We start from the raw sequence: 26259 nt of genomic DNA, 5'->3' as shown, positions 1-26259 counted from the left end.
CGGAGAGCAGTCGCCCTTCGACAGATATTCTCCATCGTGGATTGGGCGGCATGTATCATTGCGCACCCGACAAGAACCATCCGTAATATGGATTGTCCCCACCCCTGCGCGCGACCTCGTTCATCGCCTGCTGCCACGCCGTCCCGTCCCGTGCATAGGCGGCAAGCCCGGCCCGGTAAAAAGTGTGCAGGAGGTCGCGCTCGTCCCTCATGGCGGCCAGGAACGCGTCGTCGGCGCCCGCAAGCGGCGGCGCGGTCGTCAGTTGCAGCAAGTCCTCGAGCACCGGCGCGAAGGCGTCGCGCCGAACCCAGGCCGCATATTCGATGCTGGGCCTGTCGTCGGTGACGGCGGGCGCGTCGCCGACGAAGCCCTCCAGACCCGCGCGGTCGGTGACCCAGGTCGCCATGAGCGCCGTGGGCGAACCGATGCCCGCTTCCGCGAGCGCCGACTTGACGTTCGGCTGCCCGTAGCGGCGGGCGATCTCGGCCAGGTCCAGTTCGATCGGCTGCATCGAGCCGACCAGCATCATCTCGTGGAACTCGGTCGACCACAGCGTCGCGTAGGGGAAGACGTCGAGGAAGCTGCGCACCAGCGAGCGGCTGTCGTCGCCGTTCTGCGTCGGCAGGGGCAGCCATTGCGCCACCATTCCGCCAGGTTCCAGCCGGTCGGCCGCCAGCCTGTAGAAGTCAGTCGAATAGAGGTTGGCGACGCCGGCGGCGGAAGGTGGCGGCGGCTCCAGGGTGACGAGGTCGTAGCGTTCCTCGCTTCGCAAGAGTTCCCGGCGGCCGTCGGTCAGCCTGATGTCGAGGCGGGGGTCGCTCCCAGCGCCGAAATTGCCGGAGAAAAAGCCGGAGGTCTTGACGACGCCCGGTAGGAGTTCCGCGACGACGCGCCTGTCCAGCCCGTCGTAGTTCAGGAGCGCGCCCGCCGTGATGCCGGTGCCCAGCCCGATGACGAGGGCCGAGCGCGGCTCACCGGAATGGATGATCAGCGGAAGCAGGGCCTGGAGCCGCATGTAGCGCTTCGACGGTAGCGAATCGCCGGTATTGGAGACGCCCTGGATGTAGAGGCGGCGGAAGCGGCGTCCCTCCTGGCCTTGCTCGACCACGGCAACGGTGGCGCCCAGTCCTTCCTCGTAGGACACGATGTTTCCGCCGCGGGCGCCGGGGAGCAGGGAGGCCAGCCGGTCGGAGGGAACGAGCAGCGCCGCGGCCAGCGAGCCGGTCGCGACGGCCGCCGTCAGCGGGAGTGCGAAGCGCGCGCGTTGCCGTTCGCGGAAAATACAGACGAGCCCGATCGCCGCGGACACGACGGCGAGGATGCCGAGCGTGCGCACCAGCCCGAAGGACGGCACGAGCACGAAGCCCGTCAGGATCGAGCCGGCGATGCCGCCGACGGTGTTCCAGGCCACTACCAGGCCGACGCCCTGGCCGATCCGTCCGTCGGGAACGATGAGCTTGAGGGCGGCCGGAAAGGCGGCGCCCAGCAGCAGGGTGGGCGGCAGCACGACGAAGAGCGCGGCCACCGCGAAGCGCGCGCACATGCCGGCGAGATCGCTGTGCGTCCAGGTCAGCGTCCAGTATTCGGCGAAGGACTGCACCCACACCACCCAGCGACCGAGCACAGCGAATTCCAGCAGCGCGACCAGCCCGGCCGATGCGATCAGCAGGCCGAAGACGCTCCAGGGGCGGGTGACGCGGTCGGCCCAGCGGGCATAGATCGCCGCGCCAAGGGCAAGGCCGGTCAGATAGGTGGCGAGCATCACCGAATAGGCGAAGGCGCGGGTGCTCATGAACGGCACCAGCGCCTGCGACCAGACGACCTCGTAGCCGAGCGCCACCCCGCCGGCCACGCAATAGAGCAGCAGGGCGAGCCGTGCGTCCGCTCCCAAGGCGGCCGCACGGGCCGTTGCTGGCGCCCGATCGGCAGCGGAAACGGTCCGCTCCAGCGCCAGGGCGCCCAGTGCCGCTACGAGGCTCACCGCGGCGGCGAGAACGGCGGTCCCGGTCAACCCGAGCCACGGAATGAGAAGGAAGGATGCCAGCAGCGCGCCGACGATGGCGCCCGTGGTGTTGGCCGCGTAGAGGCGGCCGCCCTTGAGGCCGATATCGGCGGAGGTTGCCGCCTGGGCGCGGACCATGGCCGGCAGCGTGCCGCCCATCAGGAAGGCCGGGACCGCGACCAGCGCGATCACCATCGCCCAGGCGAGCCAGTTTGCATCACGCTCCAGGGTGGCGAAAGCCGGCGCGGAGCGCGCAAGCAGCAGCGTCGCGGCGACGCCGAGCACCGCGACGCCCGCTTCAAGAAATGCATAGAGGCGAAACGGGCGGGCAGCACGATCGGCGCTGCGCCCGAAGACGAGGCCGCCTATCGCCAGCCCGGCGAAAAACGCACTGACGCCGGCCGTCACGGCGTGGATGTCGACGCCGACGACGGTGGAAAGCTGCTTTATCCAGACGATCTGGAAGACCAGCGCCGACAGGCCCGAGCCGAACAGCAGCAGAGCGGGCCAGGCGAGCTTCAAGCCCGCTGCCGAGGTCACGTCTGTTGCCGGAACGCGCATCTCCAGCCGGCGCGTCATCGCTTTCATTTCGAATGCCATGAAAGAACAACATGCGTCCGGCGCATCGCTGCGCCGGCTCGCGGGTTTTGAAAGCACGTGATCGCCGTCACTGCTTCTTCTGCTGATCCATCTCTTCGAAATGCTTGTCGATCTGCTTGTGGACGGCTTCCTCCACCTGGTCAATCGAGAAGCTCGCCGGGCGCTGGCTCGGCGGATACTCGACGAAGGTCTCGAGGAACGCGGAGGCCTTCATCGTGCCGATGGCTGTGAGATAGCCATTCTTGCCCAGCCAGTCGTAGTACTGGTCGGACGTGATGTCAGCCCGCTCGTAGGGGTCCATGCGCAGATTGTAGAGTTTCGGCAGGCGCAGGCAGGTGAAGGGCTCCGCCCATATCAGGAGATTGCCAGGCGCCCGCTGTTCGCAGAAGACCAACTTCCAATTGTCCCAACGCACCGCAACGATCTTGCCGTCGTCGTTGAAGTAGTAGAAGTCGTTGCGCGCGCCCTTCGGCTGTTGGCCGGTGAGGTAGGGCAACTGGTTGTAGCCGTCGAGATGGACCTTGAAGTCCTTGTCGCCGACCTTCGTGCCCTTCAGCAACCGATCCTTGATGTCGGTGTCGCCTGCGGCCGCCAGCAGCGTCGGGAACCAGTCGAGCCCGGAAAACATCTCGGTGCTGATCGTGTCCGGCTTGACCTTTCCTGGCCAGCGGATCATGGCCGGCACGCGGAACGCGCCTTCCCAGTTGGAATCCTTCTCGCTGCGGAATGGCGTCATCGCCGAGTCCGGCCAGGACCACATGTTCGGGCCGTTGTCGGTTGTGTAGACGACGATCGTGTTCTCGGCGATGCCCTCGTCGTCGAGCGTTTTCAGAAGCTTTCCGACGTCGTTGTCGTGCTCGATCATGCCGTCGGCATATTCGTTGCCCGGCATTCCGCTGGCCCCCTTCATCGACTCCCGTACGTGCGTGTACACGTGCATGCGGGTGGTGTTCATCCAGACGAAGAAGGGTTTGTCGCCCTTGGCGTGTTTCTTGATGTAGTCGATCGCCGCGCCGGTGGTCTCGTCGTCGATGGTTTCCATGCGCTTGACGTTCAGCGGGCCGGAATCCTCGATCTTGCCGTCCGCCGTCGCCTTGAGAACGCCGCGCGGCGAAAAATTCTTGACGTAGGGATCGTTGGGATCCTTTGGCCAATAGGGGCGCTCGGGCTCCTCCTCGGCGTTGAGGTGGTAGAGATTGCCGAAGAACTCATCGAAGCCGTGCGCGGTCGGCAGGTATTCGTCGCGATCGCCGAGGTGGTTCTTGCCGAACTGTGCCGTGTTGTAGCCAACCCCCTTCAACGCCTGGGCGATGGTGATGTCTCGGTCCTGAAGTCCGACGGTCGCACCGGGAACGCCAACCTTGGACAATCCCGTCCGAAGCGGCGACTGGCCGGTGATGAAGGACGAACGCCCCGCCGTGCAACTGTTCTCGGCATAATAATCCGTGAACATCATGCCTTCATTGGCGATTCGGTCGATGTTCGGCGTCTTGTAGCCCATCAGGCCGTGCGTGTAGGCGCTGATATTCGACTGGCCGATATCGTCGCCGAAGATGACGAGGATGTTCGGTTTGGCCGCTGCCTGCTCCTGGGCGTGGGCCGGCGGCCCTGCGCTCAGGGCGGTCGTGGCCGTGAGCATCATTGCCCCCAGTAGTCCTCGCATACTCATGATCTAGTCTCCCGTGATACGGCTGTGACTCAGGACGGACACAATCACGCCCTGCGATAGTGTCCGCAGGCGCGGACGAGAATGGCGACTGCGACGAAGGCACAATGCTGCGGTGATTGCGATAAGGCAAGGCAGATTCCGTGCGCGTACACTTTCGTCCTGGGTGCAGGCGATGGGAGTCAACAACTTGCCGTGATTGGCTTTTTCTGGCGCAATCATCGCAGTCCGGTTGCGCCAAAGCCGCCAAGGACCGCAGGGCATGATCAAAGAATCTCTTGGTGCGTCGCCAGCGCGCCGATAGGATCGGGTCTGGACCGGCGGCAAGATGGAGAAGTTTTATGCATTCAAGGTCGATCAGGCAGTTGTCCGCTGTCGTCCTGTTCGTCGGCCTGCTTCTGGCCGGCGCGGCAGCCGCATTCGCACAAACCGATCCCCTGCCCTCGTGGAACGACGGCGCGGTCAAGACGTCGATCACCGATTTCGTCGTCAGGGTGACGACCGAGGGCGGCGCGGACTTCGTCGCGCCGGAAGCGCGCATCGCCACCTTCGACAATGACGGGACGCTGTGGTCCGAGCAGCCGCTCTATTTCCAGTTCCAGTTCGCGCTCGACCGCATCAAGGCGCTCGCGCCGGACCATCCCGAGTGGAAGGACACGGAGCCGTTCAAGTCGGCCCTGGCCGGCGACGTCAAGGGCCTCGTGGCGGCGGGCGACAAGGGCGTTGTCGAGATCCTGGAGGTCACCCATGCAGGCATGACCACCGACGAATTTTCGAAGACCGTCGCCGGCTGGCTGGCGACGGCCCGCCATCCGCGCTTCGACCGGCCCTACGACCAGCTCGTCTACCAGCCGCAGATCGAGCTGCTCGACTATCTGCGCGCCAACGGCTTCAAGACCTTCATCGTCTCGGGCGGCGGCGTCGAATTCATGCGCGCCTTCGCCGAGCGCGCCTACGGCATCCCGCCGGAGCAGGTGGTCGGCTCGTCGGGCGTGGTCAAGTTCGAGATGGACGCCGACGGCAAGCCGAAACTGGTCAAGGAACCGAAGGTGGAGTTCGTCGACGACGGCCCCGGCAAGCCGGTCGGCATCAACCGCTTCATCGGCCGCCGCCCGATCTTCGCCTTCGGCAATTCCGACGGCGACCAGCAGATGCTGGAATGGACGGCGGCCGGCGACGGCGCGCGCTTCATGGGCATCGTGCATCACACGGACGCCGAGCGCGAATGGGCCTATGACCGGAGCTCGCATATCGGCAAGCTCGACAAGGCGCTCGACGAGGGCACGACCAAGGGCTGGACGATCGTCGACATGAAATCCGACTGGAAGGTCGTCTATCCTCCAGCACAGTGACACGCCGGTACGAGGCACGCCGACATTTTGAAGGAAGGATGGCATGAAACCTTTCGACGCGGTCAAGCGGTTCAGGATCGAGGACGGAAAAGATTTCCGGCTGTCCTCGATCGATCCCGGCGACACGCTCGGCCTCGACATCGACAAGGACGATGCCAAGGAAATGCTGGCCGCCGGCATCAAGCGCCTGCGCAAGCTGCAGGAGCGGCTTTATGCCGAGGGCAAGTGGTCCCTGCTGATCGTCCTGCAGGCGATGGACGCCGCCGGGAAAGACAGCGCCATCGAGCACGTCATGTCGGGGATCAACCCGCAGGGATGCGACGTCCGCTCCTTCAAGGCTCCGAGCCCGGCCGAATTGCGGCACGATTTCCTGTGGCGCACCACGCGTGCGCTGCCCGAGCGCGGACGCATCGGCATCTTCAACCGCTCCTACTACGAGGAAGTGCTGGTCGTGCGGGTTCACAAGAACCTGCTGGCCGCGCAGATGCTGCCGCCCGGCCTCGTCCATGACGAGATATGGCAGGAGCGGTTCGAGGACATCCGCACCTTCGAAAACCATCTCGCCAGAAGCGGCACCGTGGTCCTGAAGTTCTTCCTGCACGTCTCGAAGGAGGAGCAGAAGAAGCGCTTCCTCGACCGCATCGAGGACCCTGACAAACATTGGAAGTTCAATGCGGGCGACGTCGCCGAGCGCGAGCACTGGGACGACTACATGAACGCCTATGAGGACATGATCCGCCACACGGCCACCGAGACCACCCCCTGGCATGTCGTGCCCGCCGACAGCAAATGGTTCTCGCGCCTGGTGATTGCGACGGCAATCGTCGAGAAGCTGGAGGCCATCGATCCGAAATTCCCCGAAATGGATGCGGCGGCGATCCGCGCGATGCAGGACGCGCGCGAGACCCTGACCGCCGGGAAGAAATCGTCGAAGACGTGACCGCGATGCAGACAGCCTCGATAGCAGCCGCCATGGCGGCCCCGGACAACATGCTCCACATCCCCGGCGGCACCTTCGTCATGGGCTCGGACCGCCACTATCCGGAAGAGGCGCCGGCGCATCCGGTGACGGTCGACGCCTTCTGGATGGACGTGGCGCCCGTCACCAACCGGCAGTTCCTGGAGTTCGTGAACGCGACCGGCCATGTGACGGTTGCCGAAAAGGCGCCGGACGCGAAAAACTATCCGGGCGCCGAGAAGCGCATGCTGCGGGCCGGGTCGCTGGTGTTCGATCCGCCGGACCATGCGGTGCCGACCGACGACATGACGCGGTGGTGGACCTTCACCTTCGGCGCCACCTGGCGGCGGCCCTACGGGCGCAAGTCGAGCATCGGCACAAGGCTCGACCATCCCGTCGTCCACGTCGCTTATGCCGATGCTAGAGCCTATGCCGCCTGGGCCGGAAAGGAGCTGCCGACGGAAGCCGAATGGGAGTTTGCCGCGCGCGGCGGGCTGGACGGCGCGGAATTCGCGTGGGGGGACGAACTGACGCCCAGTGGTCGCCACATGGCGAACATTTGGCAGGGGATGTTCCCGCACCAGAATCTTGCAGCCGACGGATTCGAGCGCACGTCGCCGGTAGGCAGCTTTCCACTCAACGGCTACGGCCTCGCCGACATGATCGGCAATGTCTGGGAATGGACGGACGATTTTTGGTCGTCGCGGCATCCCGAGCCGGCCGGCAGCCCATGCTGCACGCCGAAGAACCCACGCGGCGGCACCGAAGTAGGCAGCTTCGATCCACGTCAGCCGGCAATCCGCATCGCCCGGCGCGTAGTCAAGGGCGGCTCGCATCTTTGCGCGCCGAACTATTGTCGACGCTACCGCCCGTCAGCGCGGCACAATCAGCCGGAAGATACCTCGATGAGCCATCTCGGCTTCAGATGTGTCATACGAAAATAGGCAGCCTGCCGCCCCCAATCCTCTCATCGACTGGGCCGGTCGACAACAACCTGCGGCAGGCCTTTTTCAGATTTACGTCTATGACTCGCTTAGCCTCCCGCCGCGATGCCCCATCATCATTCTGGAGGCGTACATCGTGGGCGAGCGCTTGCCGGGCAGATTGGCTTCGAGAACGATCTGCTCGACAAACCCCTGGTTCATCTCGAACTCGACGCACTCGTCGAGCTTGTCGACTATCCAGAGCATGTATTTTTCCGGAGCCGTAGGATCGTACTTGTCGTGATAGGCACAGTCACCCAAAGGAATCCTCTGAGGAATGGCGGGTATCAGCATGATCTTTGGCTTTGGAAGATCGTAACAGTGACCTTCATATGAATAACCAACAATAACTCCGCAAGATACAGGATTTTTCTTGTCACTACTGGTTGCCAGAATATCAACTCGACGGTCAACACTTTTCAAATCAAATACTATCCAAGATGAATATGCCGAAAGAAACGATTCGTCGCCTTTTATTTCTCCATTCAATACATCCCTATATATATCTTCCTCAGATTTTCCAGCGTCTCGAAGTTTCTTTACTTCAGAGGAGGTATTGTTATTGTCTTTATACTTACCAGCAATGGATACAGTTGTAACTGTATTACTGTCTTTATGAGTTGTATTCTTTTTGTTCGCGGGGCTTACGACATAACTATTTTGCTTTATGCCGTAAAGTCTCACCTGGGTCGCGTTGTACGCGCCGTTTTCGAAAGTCAATGTCGGTTTGTGACAATGATCGCTCATTTCCGCGCTCCTCTATGGTTCGTCCTTCACAAGATTTCCCGCCACCTGAAATTTTCTTCAAAACTTGCCGGCACAGCCGGCCCGAGCCGGTCGGCCGCCTCGACGATGGCCGCAGCCGCGTCCGCGAATGTGAGGTTGTCGGCATCAAGGTGCGGCCATGCTCCTGCGAGCGCAAGGGCGACATCGTCGCGTGCCCTGATCAGCTCGCTCTTGAACAGGAACGGACGGGCCCGGAATGCATCGCCCGTGAAGTTTGAGATGTGCCGCATCTCGGCCTGACCGACCTTCCTGATATCGACGCCAAGCAGGCGGTTGTCGGCCAGGCCCTGTTTCACCAGGCCGGCGTGGTAGAGATCGACCAGGGTGTCAAACACCGCGCCCGTGAATGGGCGCGACCGGTCATGGATCTCTTCGGTCGCTTCCGACATCTTGCGCGCATTGCTGGCGAGGCGGATCTGGCGGTCGCCGGTCAGCTCGGCAATGCGGTTGAGCTCGTTGAGGACAAGCAGGTTGGCCTGGCTGTGCCTAAGCAATCGATCCATCCCGCTGTCGAAATGCAGAAACGACAGCAGCGAAATCAGATCAGCGTTGGCTTCGTGGAACGGGCCGAAGTCGCTGCCCTCCAGGCTTCCCGCAGGCACCCCGAAGAGGGAAAACAGCATGGCGTGACCCATTTCATGCGCGATCACATCGAAGTTCAGCGCATAGGGATGGCCGACCTCGTCACGTCCCTGCTCGCGGCCAAGCTCCAGATAGCCATACCCGGATTGCGCGTTCTCCCAATCGACCCATGGGATGATCTCGAGCCGCTCGTATGTGTCGGCGAAGTACCAGACAATCGGCTGGCCGAGATAACTTTCCCAGATGTCGAGCACCCGGCTCGCAGACGCAAACGCGTGTGCGGCCAGGAACTGACGGGACTGCGGAGCAAGCTCGTCGAAATGACCGTCTGGACCGGGCTCGGCTGGCGGGAAGGTCGCGCCGACGAAGGGCGGCAGGTAGGGATACTCGTACGGCTGCTTGTCCATCACGGGATCACGCACATACATACGATGATCCTCCGGGCCAGGAAGGACCCCTCCGGGCGATGTTGAAACCCAGACCGTCTCGGGTTTTTCGTATCCGGAAAGATAAGGCGCTTGCGGGTAGATACGGAAACGGGTTCCCGCCGACATCTTTGTCGGACCGGCGCCATCGAGCGCGTCCAGATGCTCATCCCCTCGCATAGTTTAGAAGATTAGCATGAAGCTTTCACTTCGTAAATTGCGCCAAGTATCACCGTTGCCTCTAAATTTAGATTGTTAAGCCGGCATCCTCAAGATCTTGGGCGAAAGTGACCGTCATTCTGAAGTTCTCCAATTTCCTTGGGATCACTATCCGGTCACGTGCGAATTTTAACGCTGAAAGTGCATCGCGCTTCTTTTGCTGAACGAAAGCTTCAGCAAGGATTTGCCTGCAGGCTTCGGTGCCGTGATCACTGGCCGCCGGCAATGCCTCGCGGACCATCCTCGACAGGGTACGTTCGCGAAAATTGAGGTTCCGGGCCGCATTCTCAAGTTTTCCTGACAGGTCGGCGGAGATCAGGTTCCGCCTCAAAGCGGAGCGGATAGTCATTCTCAAGTCGACCAAAGCATGCGTCAGCGGTGAAAAATTCACCTCCCTCGGGCCATGCAGCACTGCCACTGCATCATCCGGCAGGAAAGCAAAGCGGCGGTACCATCGATAGATCAGGCCAACGCCATGCATGTACGGGTAGAGCTCGGCGGCTCGTAGAGCACCCATGCTGGCAGCACCAATTACCGGGATGGACTGACTGATCGCCCACAGGATCTCCTTGTGTCTCACTGCCGGCTCGGATTGGAAAGCGCCGTCTATGATGACAATGGCAGCCGGGTCATAGCGCTGTACCGCAGCTATGATCGAGCCTTGCACCGCAGGCGCCAGGCAGATCACGTCGGCCATTGTCTGTGCCTCTGGATGCGATAGCGTGGGGCCGGTGAAAACAAGCCAGGGCCGCATTCGGTCACTCCACCAGCGGATATAGTTGGGGGATTACCATCCTGACCGCGGAGAGGCGGTTCCAAGGGCTCGTATCGAGGCGGACCAGGTACACGGCGCTGATTCCGGTTTCCTCCAGCCTGGCGAGGAGTCTGCACAGCAAGGTCTGGCCGCCCGCCGCTCGATAGGCAGGCAGGCGGGCGAAACTCACATCCTTGCGGCCGCCGGTGATCAACTGCCGGTGCGCCGCGATAAGCTGCCAGTCCGGGTATTTCGGATAAGATGCCCGGGTCATGTCATCCCGCGCGCCCGAGATCGCCGCGAGCCGCGCCTGCGCCGCCTCATGGATCGCCTGGACGACAGCCGCCGCCGGATCGTATGCGGCGGCCGAGCCATCGGCTGGCAGATGGAGCAATGCCGTCTCGCGAGGATTGTTCTCCATCAGATGACACCAGATCACAGGCAGCCCGACCGGCGACGGCACGAGCCAAAGGCCGACGACCATGTCCTTTCGTGCGATTTCAGCCAATAGGGCTAGGACCCTTGGGTCATCGATGGTCGCTGGATCAATTCGCTGGTGTTGCAGAAAACCATGCGTCCTGAGAGCACGTGCGATCGCATCCCGTTCGATGCATTCCAATATGCCGTGCGTTATGGCGTCTGTTTCATCAAGCGCGGCAGCCAGTCCGGTTGTCGTTTGCGTGAAAATTCCGTCACAGGGGCTGGGCGGCACAAGATAGGCCGTGTGCACCAATTCCAGCGGAACAAAATCGCGGCTTCCGCCCAGAAGGTTCTCCGCCTGGACCCAGGCCGTTTCACTGCTGCGCCAATCAGCAGGCGCGGGCTCTCGAAGCCAGGTTTCAAATATCCCGGAAGGTATCTCGAGTGACTTGGCCGAAGCGTGAGCGGCATCAAGATGTTCGATGCGCTCGGCAAAAAAACTCTCAGCGCATTCCAAGATGGCCGATATCGCGGCGCGAGCCAGGCTGGCTCCTTTTCCCTGCGCAACCGCGTTTGAAAACGAGAACGGCCTCGTTGCCTGCACGACCGGGATGCCGACGCGGTCCAGGCCGGTAATGTCCGCAATACGTGTGATGCCCAACGCTTGTCGCATCGACATCAGATAGGTCAGCGCCTCGTCTGCCGGAGGACCAACGCGCTCGTACTGTTCCACTATCGGCTGGCCCGCAGTTCCGGTTCGGGGTTTACGATCAGCGGCTCGCCAGGCTCAACCGACTTCCTAGCCGTTTCGACACGGTCATTGTAACGCTGAACTAGTTCGGGCGAGAGATTCGATGCGCTGAGCGTCTCATAGGCTGCGATCAGGATGGGCACGGCATTTTGCTCGGCTGCAGTGATGAGGCTCTTCTCGAAGGCCGCCGCCGCCCGGCTGCCTTCCGCGCTGTCAAGGGCGAGAAGTTGCGCGATTCGCCGGTGCAGTTCCGCCAGCCAGTAGCGGCTGCCGCCCGCCTCGGCCTGCGCCACCGCAGAATGAAGCAGCGCTAGCGCCTGGCCGATCTCGCCCGAGCGCGCGAGAAGTTCTGCCAGCATGCCGCAATAGACGGGCTCGTCCTCGGGCGTCTGCACCTGTCCATGCAGGCCGAGGCCCTCACGCATCTTTTCCTTGCCCCGCGCAAGTTCGCCTACGTTTCCATCGCACCATCCCTCGAAGATTTGTGCCGAGACGGCGAGCGAAGGCAGGTGATGACGCGCGGTCAGCTGTCGCAGATCGGCAATCACGTCACGCAGCGATGCGAAATCGCGGCGATAGCAACTGAGCATGGCGTCATTGATGCATGCATGCGTAATGCTGCTGACATGGCCGGTCCGCAGCGCCCAGCGCCGGGCATCGGACATGGAACCGAGGGCGCTCGTTGCGCGTCCCGAGAACCACAACGACAGTGCGCGGTGCGCTAGACCGCACACGCGCGCGTCATGCCCACCGAAACGGGTGGCATTCGCCTGACCCTGGCCCGCGTCGTAGAGCGGCAAGCCGGCATCAACCGCGGCTATGCATCCGCTATGGTCTCCGCGATTGAAATCGACGGCCCACAAACAGTGCTTGGCCTGCAGCTGGATCTCGGGGTCGTTGACCTCCCTCAGATCGCTGACGACGGCCTGCGCCCGCTCACCATCGACGATAGAGCCGGTGAACCACCAACCCCAATAGATCGGGAACCACTCCGCGCGCTCCGCGATCGGCCGCCGCCGTGCGATCTTTACGCCGTCGTCATAGAGCTTGCGGGCGTGCTCGGAATTCGGCCCTTCGACGGCCGTCAGTATCGGCCCGAGCACCACCATCGCCGAGAGCCTGAGCGTGTCCTGTCTATCATGATCAGAAACCTGCTCGCAAAGCGCAATCGCGTGCTCGAGCAACTGCCTCGCCTCGGTCATGGCCGAACGGGACGAGCTTTCCATGCCTGCATTGACGAACTCACCGATCGCTTCCTCCAGCAGGCCTCCTCGCTCGGCATGATCGGCAAGCGCTGCCGTCGTCAGCCAGCCGGCGAGGCTGCGGTTGCCGTCAGCCGCCGCATAGAGACGCTGATGCAGAGTCCGCCGCCGCTTCCGCAGCGTTCCATTGTAGATCGTCTCCTGGATAAGCGCATGCCGGAACGCGTACAGCGAAACGCCCGCGTGCCTGGCGCGGACGAAGCCTGCTTCGACCAAGGCATCGAGCGCCGCGGCAATTGCGTCATGGTCAAACTCCGGCAAGAGCGCCGACAGCAAATCCAGGCTGAACCTGTTGCCCGCGACGGCGGCCGCTCGCGCTACCTCGCGGGCACGGCCGAGAGGCTCCAGCCGGGCATCCAGCACAGTTTCCAGCACCGACGGCCGGCCGAGCGACGCGCGTTGTGGCAGTTGCTCCGTGCTGACGGCATACTCCGCCACCCATTGGCAAACCTCCTCGATGAACAGTGGCACACCTCCGGTAACTCGCTTGACCAGCTCGATCAGCTCGGGCTTGGGCGCTCGCTTGCCCTGCGGCCACATGGTGGCGATAGCCTGCAAGGTGTCGGCATGCTCGAGGGGCGCGAGCGTGACACGCTTGTGTCTTCCGTCCAGCCAATCGCCAAATCCTGGTCTCGTAGTTGCGATCAAGAGCACGGGACAACTGGGAACCAGCTTTGCAAGCTCGCCCAGCAGTTGCTTCGACGTCAGGTCGATCCAATGAATATCTTCAACAATCAAGACCACCGGGCCGCCGGCGCACGTTGCGTGTAGCACACGGCGCACGGCCCAATCGGCCTTCTCCCGGATCACTTCCGGATCCATCTCCTGGAACCCGGAACTTGTGCCTTCCGCACCGAGCAGAAAAGAAAATATGTCCACGACTTCGTCGTCATGAACGTCATGCGCGGCAAGCGTCTCGGCTACAAGCGACGAAGCCAGAGCATGCTCGCCGTCCTCGAAATTGCCCAGCATCGCCTGCCGCAGTGGATACAGCGTCGAGCGCGAGTAGCCTGGCATACATTGGAAGAGGAGCAACTTGTTGCGCTGGAAGCGCGTTCGCCGGCGCACCTCATGCAGGATGCGCGACTTGCCAAAGCCGGCTTCGCCCTCGATCAGGATGACCTGGCCCCGTCCCGAAACGGCTTCGTTCCAACACTGATCTATCAGCCCGGTCTCGTCCGTACGGTCGATCAAGGGGCTGGTGAGCCGTCCGAACGCGAAGAATCGGTCTACCTCCCGCTTGTGGCTCAGCGCCTGCCAGACCTGTTCGGGTTGCGCGAAACCTTTGATCGCGTGAGCGCCCCGGAAGCTGAACACGTGTGAGCGGCGCGTCAGATTGCGCGTCTCGTTGCAGAGGACGACCGTATCTGGCCGGGCGATCGCCTGCAGCCTGGTTGCCAGCGCAAATGCAGGGCCGGTAACGGTGTCCTGCGCTGCGGCGATGTCACCCTTGAGGATCAACGTCATCGAGGTCGCGACGCCGACCCTTACATGCAGATCGCTCCTCCCTTTCTCCGCCGCGAGGCGCCGGCATGCCGTGACGATCCCAAGCCCAGCGCGGATCGCTAGCGACGCTGCATCCTTGGCACCGAGATCGACCGGGAATACCGCGACGCCACCGTCGCCGGTTTCGACCCTCACGGTCCCCGAGCAGGACATGATCGCTCCCTTGGCGGCCAGTTGGAACGCGGAGATCAGGTCCTCGAAATCCTCGATGTCGAGCAGCCCGAGCAACTCGGTGGAGCCTACGAGATCGTAGCACAGGGCGGTCAGTATACGCCGCTCGGGGTGAGCCTGAGCGCCGTCGTCGGCCAGGCCCCTGCCGACCGGAAGGCGCGGGTCGATCCCGGCCTTCGCAACATCGCCTGGGCTCGTATCCGACATGTCGCCCTCGCTGACGGAGAAGGGCATACTATCAAAAGTACGGCAGAGGACAAACTACAGGGCGGCGATTGCCGAAACGTGCGACGGCTGCCCTCTCGCTGGTGGGTCGGCGGGGTTGAGCGCCGAATTTGTGCCTAAACGCAGGCATTCGACGGCCAAGTCACTCCCCGCGCAACCGCGGCCTCTAGCGCCGTCGTCGCCGATGTCTGCTTTCAGGAGGCGGTAAAGCCGGTCGCTACGGCTGAGATGAGGCGCTAGGCAGACATTGCCCGTGAAAGTCCACTGCGCGGTCACGCATGACTTGATGCCGCTGCGCGCCCAAAGCTTCAGCCTGTTGGCTGGTGCCCAGGGGCGGAATCGAACCACCGACACGCGGATTTTCAGTCCGGCATTTTTGTTGAGATGACAGAGGCTTGCTTTTGGAAAGTCTGTCAAACCGCGTGAAATCAACAATGGCTTGGAGCCCTTTTGTCAAACCCTATTTGCGTCTTTCGGAGGGTACTCAACACCCACTTTTGTCGCGCCAAGGGGGCACCTGCGGTGCCGCGATCCGTGCTCGGCAGTCACCGGCCAGACCTTGACCAACTACTTCCTGAGCTGGACAATGATCATGGACGCCATTGGCGTGAGCTCGCGCTGGTCCGTGGCGCATCATCGGAGGTGTGCGATCAGCGCTGTTGCGTATATTACCGTATCTTCGGCTCGCTTCGGCGGCTCGGCTCAAAAATCCGCTCTTGTCATGGTAATCTGTCAAATCTGAAACCTTGACCGGACCTATCGACATGGCCGCAGACAAATCGATCGACCCGAACGCACCTCCTATCTCCGCCGCCCAGCTCCGCCAGAAGCTGCTCGAAAAGGAGATGGAAAAAGTATCGCAATATCGAAGGGAACAGGACGCCAAGCAGAAGGAACTCACCAAATTCACGGACGAGTTCCTCAGCCATCACGTGACCCAGGAAGAGATCGCGACGGTGCGCCGCTTGGTCATGAACGCCGTCGAGGCGGGTAAGCTCGAGGCGATGGTCTACAGCTTCCCGTCGGAACTCTGCACCGACAGCGGACGAGCCATCAACAGCAACGATCCGACCTGGCCGCAGACATTGCAGGGCAAAGCCAAGGAGTTCTTCGAGCGCTACCAGACCTTCGGCAAACCGCAGGGATATAAACTCAAGGCGATGATCATCAACTTCCCGGGAGGCATTCCCGGCGACGTCGGCTGCTTCCTGAGCTGGGCCCCCGAGGCGAAGTGACAGAAGGGGTGTGAGCCCGCTCGCGCGGGTTCGATTGCACGATCCGCTACGGTGCCTGAGGCGGCGCCCCTCGAAGATGATTACACGCGCGCCGTGCTTGACCCATGCTGCAGATGGGCAACCTGTGACTCGCAGGCGGGCGAGCGCCTTGGTGTATTTGCCGCCGGCCTTATCCTTTTCAGGCTCCTTGTTCGGCTTCTGAGGCAGAATGCGCCTCCGCCGCTTCGGAGGTTTTCTCGCGAAGCTCCTGGTTGTCCGTTTTGTTGTTCTTCTGGCTCATGGTCGCTCCCTCGGCCGTGACGTTGGCGGCGCCGAAGCTCCGCGCCGATGCCGGCGCCGAAGCTAACCTGAAAGATCGCGGCCGACCCGGACCTACGATGTGCGCGCCTTCATTGGAGAACTGCGCCTTCGCAAGATCACTCCCCACATCGCCAAGGATGATCATGTGACCAAGACGGGGTAAGCGGTGCACCAGCGCCATCGACGGTCGAACCACGCGCCATCCCGGCTATGCCATCAGCCTGCGCATCCGCAAGCGTATCGAGATGGTCCTCGGCTGGGCCAAAACGACCGGTGGCCCGCGCAAAACCCGCCACAAGGGCACGGATCGCGTCGGGTGGTGCTTCACCCTGACCGTCGCTGCCTACAATCTGGTCCGCCTGCCAAAGCTGTTAGCGGTGACCTGACAATGCCCGCAATCCGCTTCAAAACGGCGCGACAGGGCCAAAAATGGCACCAGAAGCGCCCCGCCATCCAACGCCGACACGTCATCAGGGCTTTGCATTGAAGGAGAAACACGCCCTGACACCGCATTTTTCCGCAGCCTGCTAGAACTCCGTGGTCGGGGGTGCCATAGCAGCCGGGCGGCAGCATTGCGGTCCCACGGCGCTTGTCAGCGCGGCCCCAGGCGCGGCTTCGGACCTGGCCACGACCGTCCGCAGCTTGCGGATACGCAGCCCGTTCCATTCAACGACCCCGGGCGACGCTCGAAGAGCGGTGACGAGGGGTCGTGCAAGCCGTGCCCGATGGCGGTTACGCCATCCCGACACCAGCCGAAATCCACTTAGTCTTTACCCGCGGCCTGCGAGATCGTTGCTCAGGGACTTTGTTCGCCTGCCGGCGCTCACGTCTCCTTCAGAGTCAACCTCCATAGTCTCGAGGCCGAGAAACCGCTTAAGGCGTGAACGCGCCACGCAGACCGGCACTTCCGAATTCCGATCACAGGCTCGTCCGATTCCCGCTAGGAACCCAATCTATCTGCGGCGGCTGTTCCTTCCGGGAGAGGGATGTTTGCATTGCAGGTGTCGCAGTGCCTTTTGGCGCGCGTATCGAATGCTCACCTTTCTCTTTTTCTTCTCTCCCATCATCTTGAAAAATCAAGTAATTTGGGTTGCTATGGCCCCCCGCGAAAAGATTATGGTCCATATGGTCACCTGTAGGAACAGCGAGCTGATATGAACCGCGTATTCGGTGAAGTTCGCGCCAACCCTTTATTGTGGCTTCTGATATTTGTGCCCATCGTTCTTGTGGGCGAACATGTCTGGCCGGAACGGCACACGCTCCTCTTCCTGCTCTCCGTCGTTGCAATCGTCCCTTTGGCGGCTCTCCTGAGCCGGGCGACGGAATCTGTAGCCGAGCGGACGGGTGACGCTGTCGGTGGCCTGCTAAACGCGACGCTCGGCAACCTGACTGAACTCGTCATCGCGTTGACGGCGCTTCATGCCGGCCAATACCTCCTGGTGAAAGCTTCGATCGCCGGTGCCATCGTCACCAACACCCTGTTCATGCTGGGCGGTTCTTTCCTGATCGGTGGGCTTAGGCACCACGTGCAGCCGTTCAACCGCGTCAGCGCCCGCCTCCAGTCGAGCCTTCTCTTCCTCGCCACCGTAGCTCTGCTCGTTCCTTCGATCACCGCCCATGTCGACGGCAGGGAGGCTGTCACCCAGCCCCTTAGTCTCGGGCTCGCCTTGCTTTTGATTGTCGCTTACGGGCTGTCGATGCTGTTTTCGCTGAAGACCCACAAGGAGGTCTTTGTCAGCATTGGCCGTGGCGAGACCGGCGAGGACCCGTGGCCGATCGCCTTGGCTCTGGTCACTCTTGCGGTGGTGACGATACTCGTTGCACTGGTTAGCGAGATCTTCGTGTCGTCCGTACTCGTTGCTGCCGAAACCCTCGGGATGTCGCCCGCCTTCGCCGGTTTTGTCGTCGTGGCTCTCGTCGGCGCCGCGGCCGAAATGACCACCGCATTCGCCGCCGCCGCGAAAGACCGGCTCGACCTCAGTGTCGGCATAGCGCTCGGCAGCGCCGCTCAGATTGCGCTTTTCGTGGCGCCGTTGCTTGTTGTCCTGAGCTATCTTATCGGTCCCGAACCGATGAGCCTGCAGTTCTGGCCAGGTGCGATCGCGATGATGCTGATCGCGACGATTGCCGCGACCTTGATGACGAATGGCGGCCGTTCGGCCTGGTTTGTCGGGGTCATGATCCTGATGGTTTATGCTATTTTTGCGCTGACCCTTTTCATGCTGCCACCCAAGGCGTGACGCGAATGGGCACAGACCAGTCAATTACCCAGGGCGAGTCGATGGCTGCGAGAAAGTTTTGTCGCGTGCTCGACCCATCGGACCGTGCAGGCGAGATCCTGTTCGGCCTAATCATGGTCCTGACCTTTACCCTTTCGCTCGGAGCCACGACAATGGGCAGGGTCGACGTGCTGGCCGTGCTACTTGGAGCACTCGGCTGTAATCTGGCTTGGGGCATCATTGATGCAGTCATGTATCTAATGGGCGTGCGGGCCGAACACGGGCTTGCGGCCTCCACCGTCCGGGCCATCCGTGCGGCCGACACCCCCGCAGCCGCCCGCGCGATGATCGCCGAGCATCTTCCATCAGCCATTCTGCCCGCCCTGACGCAAACCGACCTGGAGCGGATACGGCTTCATCTTGGCACGTTGCCGCTTGAAAGCCTCATGCCGCGGATCGGGCGGGACGACTATCATGCCGCGATTGGCGTGTTCCTGCTCGTGTTTTTATCTCTGGTGCCGGTTGTTATTCCTTTCCTGTTTTTTGCAGACGTGGCTCTTGCCTTGCGCATCTCCAACGCAATAGCGGTAGGCCTGTTGTTCCTTACTGGCTTCACCTTCGGGCGTCATGTCGGAAGGCCCTGGCAGGTTGGTTTTTCCATGGTTGCGGTCGGCATCGCCCTCGTGGCCGTTGCGATGGCGCTCGGTGGATGAAATATCCCCGACTCACTCCCCTTGGTTGCCTGAGTCCAGGTTCGGTCCTTGGACGGTGCCTCTGTGCCGAGGTGGCCTGTTGGCGGATTTGGCCGTGACGAACGGCCGCAAGGCTGGCGGATCATGAAAGTTCTGCCGGCCGCGTTCTTGGACGCGAAAGCTCCGCAGCCTTGATATCGGTAGTCATGACTGAAGTAGTTTGGCCGAAGCGATCGAGCGCCAGCCCCGCAATCTCTCCATGGCGATCCGGAACTTCTCCTCGCCGCCGTTACACCGGCGTGCGATGCGGTGCCAAGACCACACAGATCCACGCCATCGTCAACGGCAAACGCGAATTGGGAATCATGTGACATGAATGTAGTATACGCCGCCTCAAACCACCCACGGCGGCCATCCTTGCGGCCGGTACCGAAGGAGTTCAAAGTGATGCATCGACATAGGAGCCCATGTTTGTAAGTCGACCGAGAGGGTGTAAAGTAGCGCGTCGCCATCCCAAACGGAGACCGACCATGAGACTGTCCGCGTTTTGCGCCTTACTAGTCTTTGCCTCTGCGCTGTTTGCGTCAGGGTGCCAGAGTGCGCCGCCGGACGAGCGCTTCGTGCCCTATGGCGGACGTAACCGTTAGGGGTCAGAACAAGACTAGTGCGAAATCGTACGTTTTGCCTCGCAAAGGGCTCCCGAAACCAGTGTTCGTGCCCAAATCGCGCTTTGAGTGGCTTTCTGCAGCCTAAAAACGAAATTTCTGTGCACGTAGCAAGCTACTGATACTATTAATATTTTTGGCTAACGTACGATTTCTTGCTAATCTTGTTCTGACTCCAGTTTCGCGGCCTCTGCAATGCCTGCAGTGAGACCGTGCAACATGCGAGATGTCGTGGCGAGAGGTCGCCGCGCTCATTCAGCCCATGCGACATTTCCCGTAAAGGCGATGGTAAGCCAACGATCGTGCCCCTCCTCTCCGATCGCCCGGCCCACCTCGTCGCGTATCTGGTCCCATTCCTCGATTAGCTTTGGGGGCTGCCCCGTTGGAACGATAAAGTAAATCTCGATCTGGACGGCGCGCCCAACCCGCGCGACATAGGCCCGGTGGGAGAGAAAGCCGTGCCGCTCGATGGTTTCGGCGGCAACCTGATCGACGCGGGCCTTCAGTTCCGTGGGGGCGATCAGCAGGATATCGGAGAGTGCCTGCCGCACCGTGCCGATCGGCAAGGGGATGATAACGACGCATATCAGCGCAAGGGCGGCTGGGTCCACGTAAGGGGCGATCCGGTCCAGCGGTGTTCCCTTCACGGCATAGCCGGTGACGAAGGCAATCAGCAGAGCAAGCGTGATTCCTCCCGACATGATCCAGGCCCTGACGTCCAGGGCGATGAAATCGGATTGCAGCCGACGGTTCGCCCGCCCCTCCAGCCAAGCCATCGTCAGGCATATGACCACCGTGATTGCGGCGTAGACGATTGCGTAGTCGAACCGAAGCTCATTCCCTCCTTCCAATATGTTGGCGATGGCATTGATCAGCGCGTAGACCGCGACGGCCATCAGCAAGGTGCCGTTGAGCAGCAGGACAATCGGCTCCAGATGCCAGAAGCCCATGGTGAAACGGCCATGAAGCTTTCCATACGGCTTCTCGCGCTGCGCCGACCTGACGATCAGGCTGGAGATCCAGAGGGCCAGCGCCGTCATACCGGCATCGCCGAGAGAATAGACACCGTCGAAGACGATGGAGAACGAGCCGGACAGCAATCCAAGTACAATGCCGAACGAGGCAACAACGACGGTTGCACAGATCGAAATGCGCAGAAGGCTTTGTTCGTTGAGCATTTCATTTCTCGAATGTTCATAGCCAGGCTACCAGCAGAAAACAGCAGCCGGCATGGGCGGCGGTCAACGGATGGGCAGCGTCACAAGCGTCAAACACCTTATGGCAACGTTTCCATACTAATGAAAATCATGAACATTATGGAATATGTACAAATCCAACCACGGCAGATCTGTGAAATCGAATCACCCTAAGATGAAACCTCAAATATGGCGATAGAAGTAAACTTTGTGCATTTCAGCCTACAGATTCCGAATTTTCCTCCCTTATAAATTTTCTCTTTTTGTCCGCTTTATGTCTTGGTGTTACCCCACAATGAATTCATCAGTTTCCGGGCGTGCTCTAGTGTGCCGCCGTTGCCAGACATATACTGGAATGCCCAGGAGCAGTAGAACCAAGCCGTAGAGGACCGGCTCGGCGCCGCAGCCGTAGAGCGTGAACATCGCAAACACAAATGCAACAACCTCAACAACGCTCACCTTCGGGACATACGCGCCATCGGTGACGCGGGCCGCGACAAGGCTGCCGGCAAGTGCGCAAAACGCGTAAGGGATGACCGCAGCCATTGTACTCAATCCGACAACCAGATTGTAGAATGAAGCGAATCCGCTGGCACCGACCGCCTGCACCAAAACAAGCACCGTGGCAAGGACAGCCGAGATCAAGATTCCAATTGCCGGGACACCGCGCGTCGAAATGCTACCGAACAATGGCGGGAATAATCCATCGCGCGCGGCCGCCATTGGCACCTGCCCCATCAACAGAGTCCAACCATTAAGCGCGCCAAGAGACGACAGGATCACGGCGATCGAGATCGAAATCTCGCCTGTGCGTCCCCACATCGCACCGGCGGCATCCGAGAACGGAGCAAGCGAATGTACAAGCTCCTGCCGAGGCAGCACACCCATCACCACCACGGTTCCGAGCACATAAAGGGTCGCTGCGATCATGATGCCCAGCACTGTCGAGCGAGGAATTGTGCGCTCCGGGTCTCGGACATCGCCAGCCGGCACGGTCGCCGACTCGAGTCCAAGAAAGGCGAACATCGTCAGGGGAGCCAACGCGGCGCTCGCCTGCAGCAATGGTTTCCCGCTCGGATTGAATTCGCTGAAATGCGATAGGTCTATGTAGATCAGCCCGATGATGGCGACGGCACCAAATGGCAGCAGCTTGGCGTAGGTTGTCACCTGCGCCACTACGCCGGCGGTCTTGACGCCTCGGAGATTGACGAAAACAACTATCCAGATCGCCACAAGGGTGAGAGCAGCGACTGTTGCCCGGCCGCGCACCATCGGGAAGAGGTCGACGATCGCGCCGGCCAGAGCCACGGCGATCAGTGGCAGCGAGGCCCAGATCGATATCCAGTAACCCCACGCTATGAGAAACCCGGGGAAATCACCGTAGGCCAAGCGGGTGTAAGCATAAGGCCCGCCGGTAGCGGGCGCCAGGCGTGCGAGCCTCGCAAAGGTCAGCCCAAGACAAATTGCGCCCCCGGCCATCACGATCCAGACGACGATGGCAAGGTTGCCATATGGCGCGACCGCAGCAGGCGACAAATAGAAGCCCGATCCAACCATGTTGCCGACTACGATGGCTGTGCACGCCGCCATTCCGAGGCTTTTTCGGCCATCCGAATGCACGGGAATGCCTTCCTCGGAAGGGTGTCCGCTCGTGGACTGTCTTGAACGACCCGTGGTTTTTGCTTTTGTCAAGCAGGCATCCGATCCGCGTTCGCCCGAGATTGCTGGTACGAGGCAATACCCCTGACGTCTTTTCCCAAATGTCTCCGCTTATCCCAGCAATCTACTACTCTGATCAAAGCTGGCGCATCTTCGCTGTGTAACTCCCCAAACCCGGCGCCTATCCCGAGTAAGTGAACACCATCGAGGCCATCTGCTCGTAACGTTATTCGCCGACCTCTGCCGGCGCGGTAAAGGACGCTCCAACTGGCTGCCTGGCGTGGAGGCCTGCTACCGCTCGGACATCCAGTCCTTGACCGCCGACCAACTCGTATCGAAGGAAACGGTTGCCCTAACCCTGGATTCGCAGCCATCGGCGAAACCACTACGAACTATGCACCCTTCCTCTGAAAGATCTGTATCTATATAGCGAACATCGAAGGTAAGCGTTTTCCAAGTATACGAGATACCTGCCGTCCACGCGAGCTGCTCGAACGCGTCAGGATCCTCAAGGAACTGATAGCCAATGCCACCATAGACCGCGAAGTCATGTGGCAACGGCACTCTTACGCCGGCGGCAACCCAGGTACCGGTAGTTCCACTTTGATTAAAATCCGGAGCAAAGAATACACGACCCCCCACCGTGAACATGTCATTGACATTGTAGTCAACTTTAGCAAAAATTTCTCCATAGTCTGGGCTGACGTGCTCCGGCGTATAGAAGTAGTGGACATAGCCAAGGTCAAATGAAAGCGGACCGAGTTCCGGTCTGATACCAGCCGCAACATCAATCTCGGCGCCCTCGAATCCTTCGCCATAGTCAACATTCGACGCCCAAATGTTGACATAAGTGGTGCCAACCACCGGCAGTTCGACACTTGGCTCGATATAGCCTTGGATTGCCGGTTTGCGGTCAGAATTGGTAATGCCGCGCGAGGCATATTCCGTCGATAGTGCGATGCCAAAGCCAACGTTGAAGGGCACAAGAGGCGTAGCCACAATCTCTTGCGGTTGTGGAGGCGAATCAGGGCCGATATCCTGTTCGATTGCGTCGGCGCGGCCTGTAAGGAAAATCGCAATCGAGACAACCGCTGCTTGTCTTAGTATTGGCCATTTATACGCGCTGACCTTGCTGCAGATCAATCCAATCATGTTCCGCTCCTCTTGGCCTTGCTGCGACTCCCTCAATTCTAGAGTACACTCGTTGTCGCTAACATAACAGCCGACTGGCTACCGTATGGGTCGTTGGGCGGAGCATGTGGTATTTCTGCATCAAGCCAACCTTCAGCGTCCGGCATCATTCCGGCAACGCGCTTTTGCGGAAGAAACTCAGGACGGTCTCGTCCACTCGACCGAACCATTTCGCGTAAAGATCACGAAATTCGTCCGTTCCAAAATATCGGCTCAACGATCGATCCACGACCAGGCGGAAGTCGTCGTCGTTCCTAGGAACCGCGAGCGCGTCAGGTTCGGACGTGAACATCCTCTCCAGCACGAAGAGATCACCTGGCGCCGAACTATGCGCCGCAGCTTCCACCAGCACGGAGTGTTCCCCGAAGAGGGCATCGCTCGTGCGCTCCAGCAGACGCTGGGCTCCCACGTTGTAGTCCTCGACCGGAGCGACGGTGGCCGCCAGCTGGAAATCATGCAGGCGATCGGCGAGCCACGTCTCCGCGGTCGTTCCGGCCACGACCGAGAAGGTCTTGCCGACCAGAAGCTGAGCCGGAAAGCCCCGCCAGATAGGGCCGGATGCCGGACGGCCGGCGAGCACGTCGTGGAGCGCCCTTGCGGAGTCTGTCCGCAGCATCACTGTAATGCCACCAGAGAAAATCGGGATGGAAAACGAGACCTGCTTGCGCCTTTCCAAAGTGACGGCAGAAGCGCCGCACAGGAGATCGATTTTGCCCTGTTCGATAGCCGTGTAGCGGTCCTCGATCGCGACCGGTATCCACTCGACGGCTAGTTCGGAGATGCCGACCTCAGCTCTGATCTCTTCGGCGATCTTCTCGCAGAGCGATATTGTATAACCGGTCGGCTTGCCCGGCTCCTCGGCGAAGGAGAACGGACGTGCATCGGCGTCGTAGAAGCCGAACGTCACCTTGCCTGCCTGGCGAATTCTATCGAGGGTCGCCGCGCCGGCCGAGGTAGCATCAAGAAACGACAGGGCGAGCAACGCACCAGTAGTTAGCCAGGTTAGGAGTTGATAACGGCAGAGGGTATTTTGGGTCTTGAACATGACTGATCTCCTCTCGGCGCCTACTCTGCGGCAAGTCCGTGCGCGGTGGACGCGAACTTGCCCGCCGTTTGCGTGTTTGCGGAGAAACGCGGCGCAATGAAGCCCCAGATGATGAAGGCGAGGGCAGTCACCAGCATGCCGCCCATCACCGCAGAATGGCCGGAAGCGTAGAGTGCGTAGGTGCTGTAGAGCATCGCCACAAGAACCACCGCGACGTTCAGACGGTATTTGCCCTGAGATACTCCGGCGGTCTTCATCATGATGATGAGCGCTGAGAGCGAGATTATGTAGGGCAGCACGTTCGTTACCACTGCCAGGTTAACCAGCGCCGCGAACTGTTCACTTAGGGTAGGCGAAATTGTCATCAAAGCCAGGAGCGATTGAACGATGCCGAGAACTATCATTCCTGTGATCGGCGCACCCATGCTGTTCACCTTCGTGAAGAAGGCGGGGAACATCCGCTCGTCTGCGGCGGATTTTCCGGTCTGTGCGATGGTGAACTGCCAACCCAGCAGCGAGCCCAAGCAGGCGACGATCGCAAGGATCATGATGATCGAGCCGACAACCGGGCTGAACATGTGGGCGTAGGCGAGACCAAACGGACCGGTCGATTTTGCGAGTTCCTCGTTCGGCACGATGCCTTGGATGACCGTGGTCGAAAGGATGTAAACCACGGCGGCGCCGAGCGTACCGAACAGGCACGCTAGTGGAACGTCGCGCTTCGGGTTCTCGACCGCGGACGAGTTCTGAGCGGCCGATTCCATGCCGAGAAAGGCCCATAGCGTGAGCGCGATGCTTGATCCCATGCCTTCCGCCAGGCTCAGGCCGTGCGGATTCCAGGCCGCGGCGAAGATGGTCGGGCTGAACCAGAACCAGCCGATGATCGAGAGCATCCCCACCGGGATGATGACGCCCCACACGGTGAACGAGCCTATCCGCCCGGTGACGCTTGGGCCTCCGAAATTCGCGACCGTCGTCAGCCAGAGGAGAACGATGACGCCGAGGCAGGTTGCCACGGGCGTGGAGGCAAGCCAGGGGAAGAAGGACGCGAGATATCCGACCGCCGATATGCCGATCGCCACGTTTCCGATCGCCAGCGACAGGAAATACAGCAGGAAGACAAGGAAGTAGCCGGATTTGCCGTAAGCATCCTCGGCATAGGCCGACATTCCGCCAGGCCGCTGGTTGAAGATTCCTGCCTGCGCGAACCCATAGGCGATCGCCATTGAGCCCAGAGCGGTGACGATCCACGACAGCAGCGATATGGCGCCGACCTTCGCCATGTTGGTCGGCAGCATGATAATGCCTGAGCCCATCATGTTGACAGCTACAATGAAGGTCAGTTGGACCAGGTTCATCTTTTTCGGCTGTTCAGCCATAGCCAATCCTCCCCAG

At 61.0% G+C, this 26259-nt stretch carries 18 protein-coding genes and 1 pseudogene; 7 read left to right on the top strand and 12 right to left on the bottom strand.

From position 1 onward, the window contains the following. Positions 1 to 55: 55 nt before the first annotated feature. Positions 56 to 2590, bottom strand: a complete 2535-nt coding sequence (locus RB623_RS21280) for a fused MFS/spermidine synthase (protein ID WP_308058980.1) — start codon at positions 2588 to 2590, stop codon at positions 56 to 58. A gap of 79 nt (positions 2591 to 2669) precedes the next feature. Further along, positions 2670 to 4265: an arylsulfatase gene (locus RB623_RS21275; protein WP_308059088.1), complete on the bottom strand. Its 1596-nt coding sequence runs from the start codon at positions 4263 to 4265 to the stop codon at positions 2670 to 2672. Between the two features lie 344 nt (positions 4266 to 4609). On the opposite strand from RB623_RS21275, the gene RB623_RS21270 reads away from it, so the two are divergent. From RB623_RS21270 to RB623_RS21260, 3 genes are read left to right on the top strand one after another with little or no spacing between them, the layout of a single operon-like run. Further along, positions 4610 to 5620, top strand: coding sequence for an HAD family hydrolase (locus RB623_RS21270; RefSeq protein ID WP_308058979.1), 1011 nt, complete (start codon positions 4610 to 4612; stop codon positions 5618 to 5620). Positions 5621 to 5663: 43 nt separating this feature from the next. After that, positions 5664 to 6560, top strand: coding sequence for a polyphosphate kinase 2 family protein (locus tag RB623_RS21265; RefSeq protein ID WP_308058978.1), 897 nt, complete (start codon positions 5664 to 5666; stop codon positions 6558 to 6560). 5 nt (positions 6561 to 6565) lie between these two features. Then, complete coding sequence (locus RB623_RS21260; RefSeq protein ID WP_308058977.1) at positions 6566 to 7522, top strand: formylglycine-generating enzyme family protein; 957 nt, start codon at positions 6566 to 6568, stop codon at positions 7520 to 7522. A gap of 78 nt (positions 7523 to 7600) precedes the next feature. Here the strand turns inward: RB623_RS21260 and RB623_RS21255 are convergent, their stop codons facing one another. The 5 genes from RB623_RS21255 to RB623_RS21235 all read right to left on the bottom strand — a co-directional run bounded on the left by RB623_RS21255 (position 7601) and on the right by RB623_RS21235 (position 14644). Continuing rightward, positions 7601 to 8308, bottom strand: a complete 708-nt coding sequence (locus tag RB623_RS21255) for a hypothetical protein (protein ID WP_308058976.1) — start codon at positions 8306 to 8308, stop codon at positions 7601 to 7603. Between the two features lie 26 nt (positions 8309 to 8334). Further along, the gene (locus RB623_RS21250; protein ID WP_374121724.1) at positions 8335 to 9534 is read right to left on the bottom strand and encodes a hypothetical protein; all 1200 of its coding nucleotides are present in this window, start codon (positions 9532 to 9534) and stop codon (positions 8335 to 8337) included. A 67-nt stretch (positions 9535 to 9601) separates the two neighbouring features. Then, positions 9602 to 10270 carry a TfuA-like protein gene (locus RB623_RS21245; protein WP_308058973.1) on the bottom strand — a complete coding sequence of 223 codons (669 nt, stop codon included), beginning with the start codon at positions 10268 to 10270 and terminating at the stop codon, positions 9602 to 9604. A 61-nt stretch (positions 10271 to 10331) separates the two neighbouring features. Then, a complete protein-coding gene (locus tag RB623_RS21240) occupies positions 10332 to 11480 on the bottom strand; it encodes a YcaO-like family protein (RefSeq protein WP_308058972.1) in 1149 nt (382 codons plus the stop codon). After that, on the bottom strand, positions 11480 to 14644 hold the full coding sequence (locus tag RB623_RS21235) for an AAA family ATPase (RefSeq protein ID WP_308058971.1): 3165 nt from the start codon (positions 14642 to 14644) through the stop codon (positions 11480 to 11482). The genes RB623_RS21240 and RB623_RS21235 overlap by 1 nt, the downstream gene beginning before the upstream one ends. Before the next feature lie 782 nt (positions 14645 to 15426). On the opposite strand from RB623_RS21235, the gene RB623_RS21230 reads away from it, so the two are divergent. The 4 genes and pseudogenes from RB623_RS21230 to RB623_RS21215 all read left to right on the top strand — a co-directional run bounded on the left by RB623_RS21230 (position 15427) and on the right by RB623_RS21215 (position 19129). Continuing rightward, a complete protein-coding gene (locus RB623_RS21230; protein ID WP_308058970.1) occupies positions 15427 to 15897 on the top strand; it encodes a histidine kinase in 471 nt (156 codons plus the stop codon). Between the two features lie 367 nt (positions 15898 to 16264). Continuing rightward, positions 16265 to 16583: pseudogene (locus RB623_RS21225) on the top strand (transposase); the annotation flags it as partial. A 768-nt stretch (positions 16584 to 17351) separates the two neighbouring features. Next, positions 17352 to 18437, top strand: a complete 1086-nt coding sequence (gene cax, locus RB623_RS21220) for a calcium/proton exchanger (protein WP_308058969.1) — start codon at positions 17352 to 17354, stop codon at positions 18435 to 18437. A 5-nt stretch (positions 18438 to 18442) separates the two neighbouring features. Further along, the gene (locus tag RB623_RS21215; RefSeq protein WP_308058968.1) at positions 18443 to 19129 is read left to right on the top strand and encodes a VIT family protein; all 687 of its coding nucleotides are present in this window, start codon (positions 18443 to 18445) and stop codon (positions 19127 to 19129) included. Positions 19130 to 20024: 895 nt separating this feature from the next. Here the strand turns inward: RB623_RS21215 and RB623_RS21210 are convergent. The 5 genes from RB623_RS21210 to potE all read right to left on the bottom strand — a co-directional run bounded on the left by RB623_RS21210 (position 20025) and on the right by potE (position 26243). Then, positions 20025 to 20951, bottom strand: coding sequence for a cation transporter (locus RB623_RS21210; protein ID WP_308058967.1), 927 nt, complete (start codon positions 20949 to 20951; stop codon positions 20025 to 20027). A 303-nt stretch (positions 20952 to 21254) separates the two neighbouring features. Beyond that, the gene (locus tag RB623_RS21205) at positions 21255 to 22559 is read right to left on the bottom strand and encodes an amino acid permease (protein WP_308059086.1); all 1305 of its coding nucleotides are present in this window, start codon (positions 22557 to 22559) and stop codon (positions 21255 to 21257) included. A gap of 360 nt (positions 22560 to 22919) precedes the next feature. After that, positions 22920 to 23780: a TorF family putative porin gene (locus RB623_RS21200; protein WP_308058966.1), complete on the bottom strand. Its 861-nt coding sequence runs from the start codon at positions 23778 to 23780 to the stop codon at positions 22920 to 22922. A gap of 145 nt (positions 23781 to 23925) precedes the next feature. Continuing rightward, positions 23926 to 24864: an amino acid ABC transporter substrate-binding protein gene (locus tag RB623_RS21195; RefSeq protein ID WP_308058965.1), complete on the bottom strand. Its 939-nt coding sequence runs from the start codon at positions 24862 to 24864 to the stop codon at positions 23926 to 23928. 20 nt (positions 24865 to 24884) lie between these two features. After that, the gene (gene potE, locus RB623_RS21190; protein WP_308058964.1) at positions 24885 to 26243 is read right to left on the bottom strand and encodes a putrescine-ornithine antiporter; all 1359 of its coding nucleotides are present in this window, start codon (positions 26241 to 26243) and stop codon (positions 24885 to 24887) included. Positions 26244 to 26259: the final 16 nt, after the last annotated feature.

Origin of the sequence: Mesorhizobium sp. LHD-90 (genome assembly GCF_030929505.1) — a bacterium.
GTDB lineage: Bacteria > Pseudomonadota > Alphaproteobacteria > Rhizobiales > Rhizobiaceae > Kumtagia.
Note: the sequence above shows the minus strand (reverse complement) of the source record. Positions and strands in the feature narration are given on the sequence as shown.

Bases quoted from the DNA above. Each gene is read 5' to 3' on its own strand.
- RB623_RS21270 (WP_308058979.1), top strand. From the start codon at position 4,610: ATGCATTCAAGGTCGATCAGGCAGTTGTCCGCTGTCGTCCTGTTCGTC.
- RB623_RS21205 (WP_308059086.1), bottom strand. From the start codon at position 22,559: ATGGCGGCGTGCACAGCCATCGTAGTCGGCAACATGGTTGGATCGGGC.
- RB623_RS21245 (WP_308058973.1), bottom strand. From the start codon at position 10,270: ATGGCCGACGTGATCTGCCTGGCGCCTGCGGTGCAAGGCTCGATCATA.
- RB623_RS21260 (WP_308058977.1), top strand. From the start codon at position 6,566: ATGCAGACAGCCTCGATAGCAGCCGCCATGGCGGCCCCGGACAACATG.
- RB623_RS21250 (WP_374121724.1), bottom strand. From the start codon at position 9,534: ATGCGAGGGGATGAGCATCTGGACGCGCTCGATGGCGCCGGTCCGACA.
- RB623_RS21210 (WP_308058967.1), bottom strand. From the start codon at position 20,951: ATGCTCAACGAACAAAGCCTTCTGCGCATTTCGATCTGTGCAACCGTC.
- potE (WP_308058964.1), bottom strand. From the start codon at position 26,243: ATGGCTGAACAGCCGAAAAAGATGAACCTGGTCCAACTGACCTTCATT.
- RB623_RS21230 (WP_308058970.1), top strand. From the start codon at position 15,427: ATGGCCGCAGACAAATCGATCGACCCGAACGCACCTCCTATCTCCGCC.
- RB623_RS21280 (WP_308058980.1), bottom strand. From the start codon at position 2,590: ATGAAAGCGATGACGCGCCGGCTGGAGATGCGCGTTCCGGCAACAGAC.
- RB623_RS21265 (WP_308058978.1), top strand. From the start codon at position 5,664: ATGAAACCTTTCGACGCGGTCAAGCGGTTCAGGATCGAGGACGGAAAA.
- RB623_RS21255 (WP_308058976.1), bottom strand. From the start codon at position 8,308: ATGAGCGATCATTGTCACAAACCGACATTGACTTTCGAAAACGGCGCG.
- cax (WP_308058969.1), top strand. From the start codon at position 17,352: ATGAACCGCGTATTCGGTGAAGTTCGCGCCAACCCTTTATTGTGGCTT.
- RB623_RS21200 (WP_308058966.1), bottom strand. From the start codon at position 23,780: ATGATTGGATTGATCTGCAGCAAGGTCAGCGCGTATAAATGGCCAATA.
- RB623_RS21275 (WP_308059088.1), bottom strand. From the start codon at position 4,265: ATGCGAGGACTACTGGGGGCAATGATGCTCACGGCCACGACCGCCCTG.
- RB623_RS21195 (WP_308058965.1), bottom strand. From the start codon at position 24,864: ATGTTCAAGACCCAAAATACCCTCTGCCGTTATCAACTCCTAACCTGG.
- RB623_RS21235 (WP_308058971.1), bottom strand. From the start codon at position 14,644: ATGTCGGATACGAGCCCAGGCGATGTTGCGAAGGCCGGGATCGACCCG.
- RB623_RS21215 (WP_308058968.1), top strand. From the start codon at position 18,443: ATGGGCACAGACCAGTCAATTACCCAGGGCGAGTCGATGGCTGCGAGA.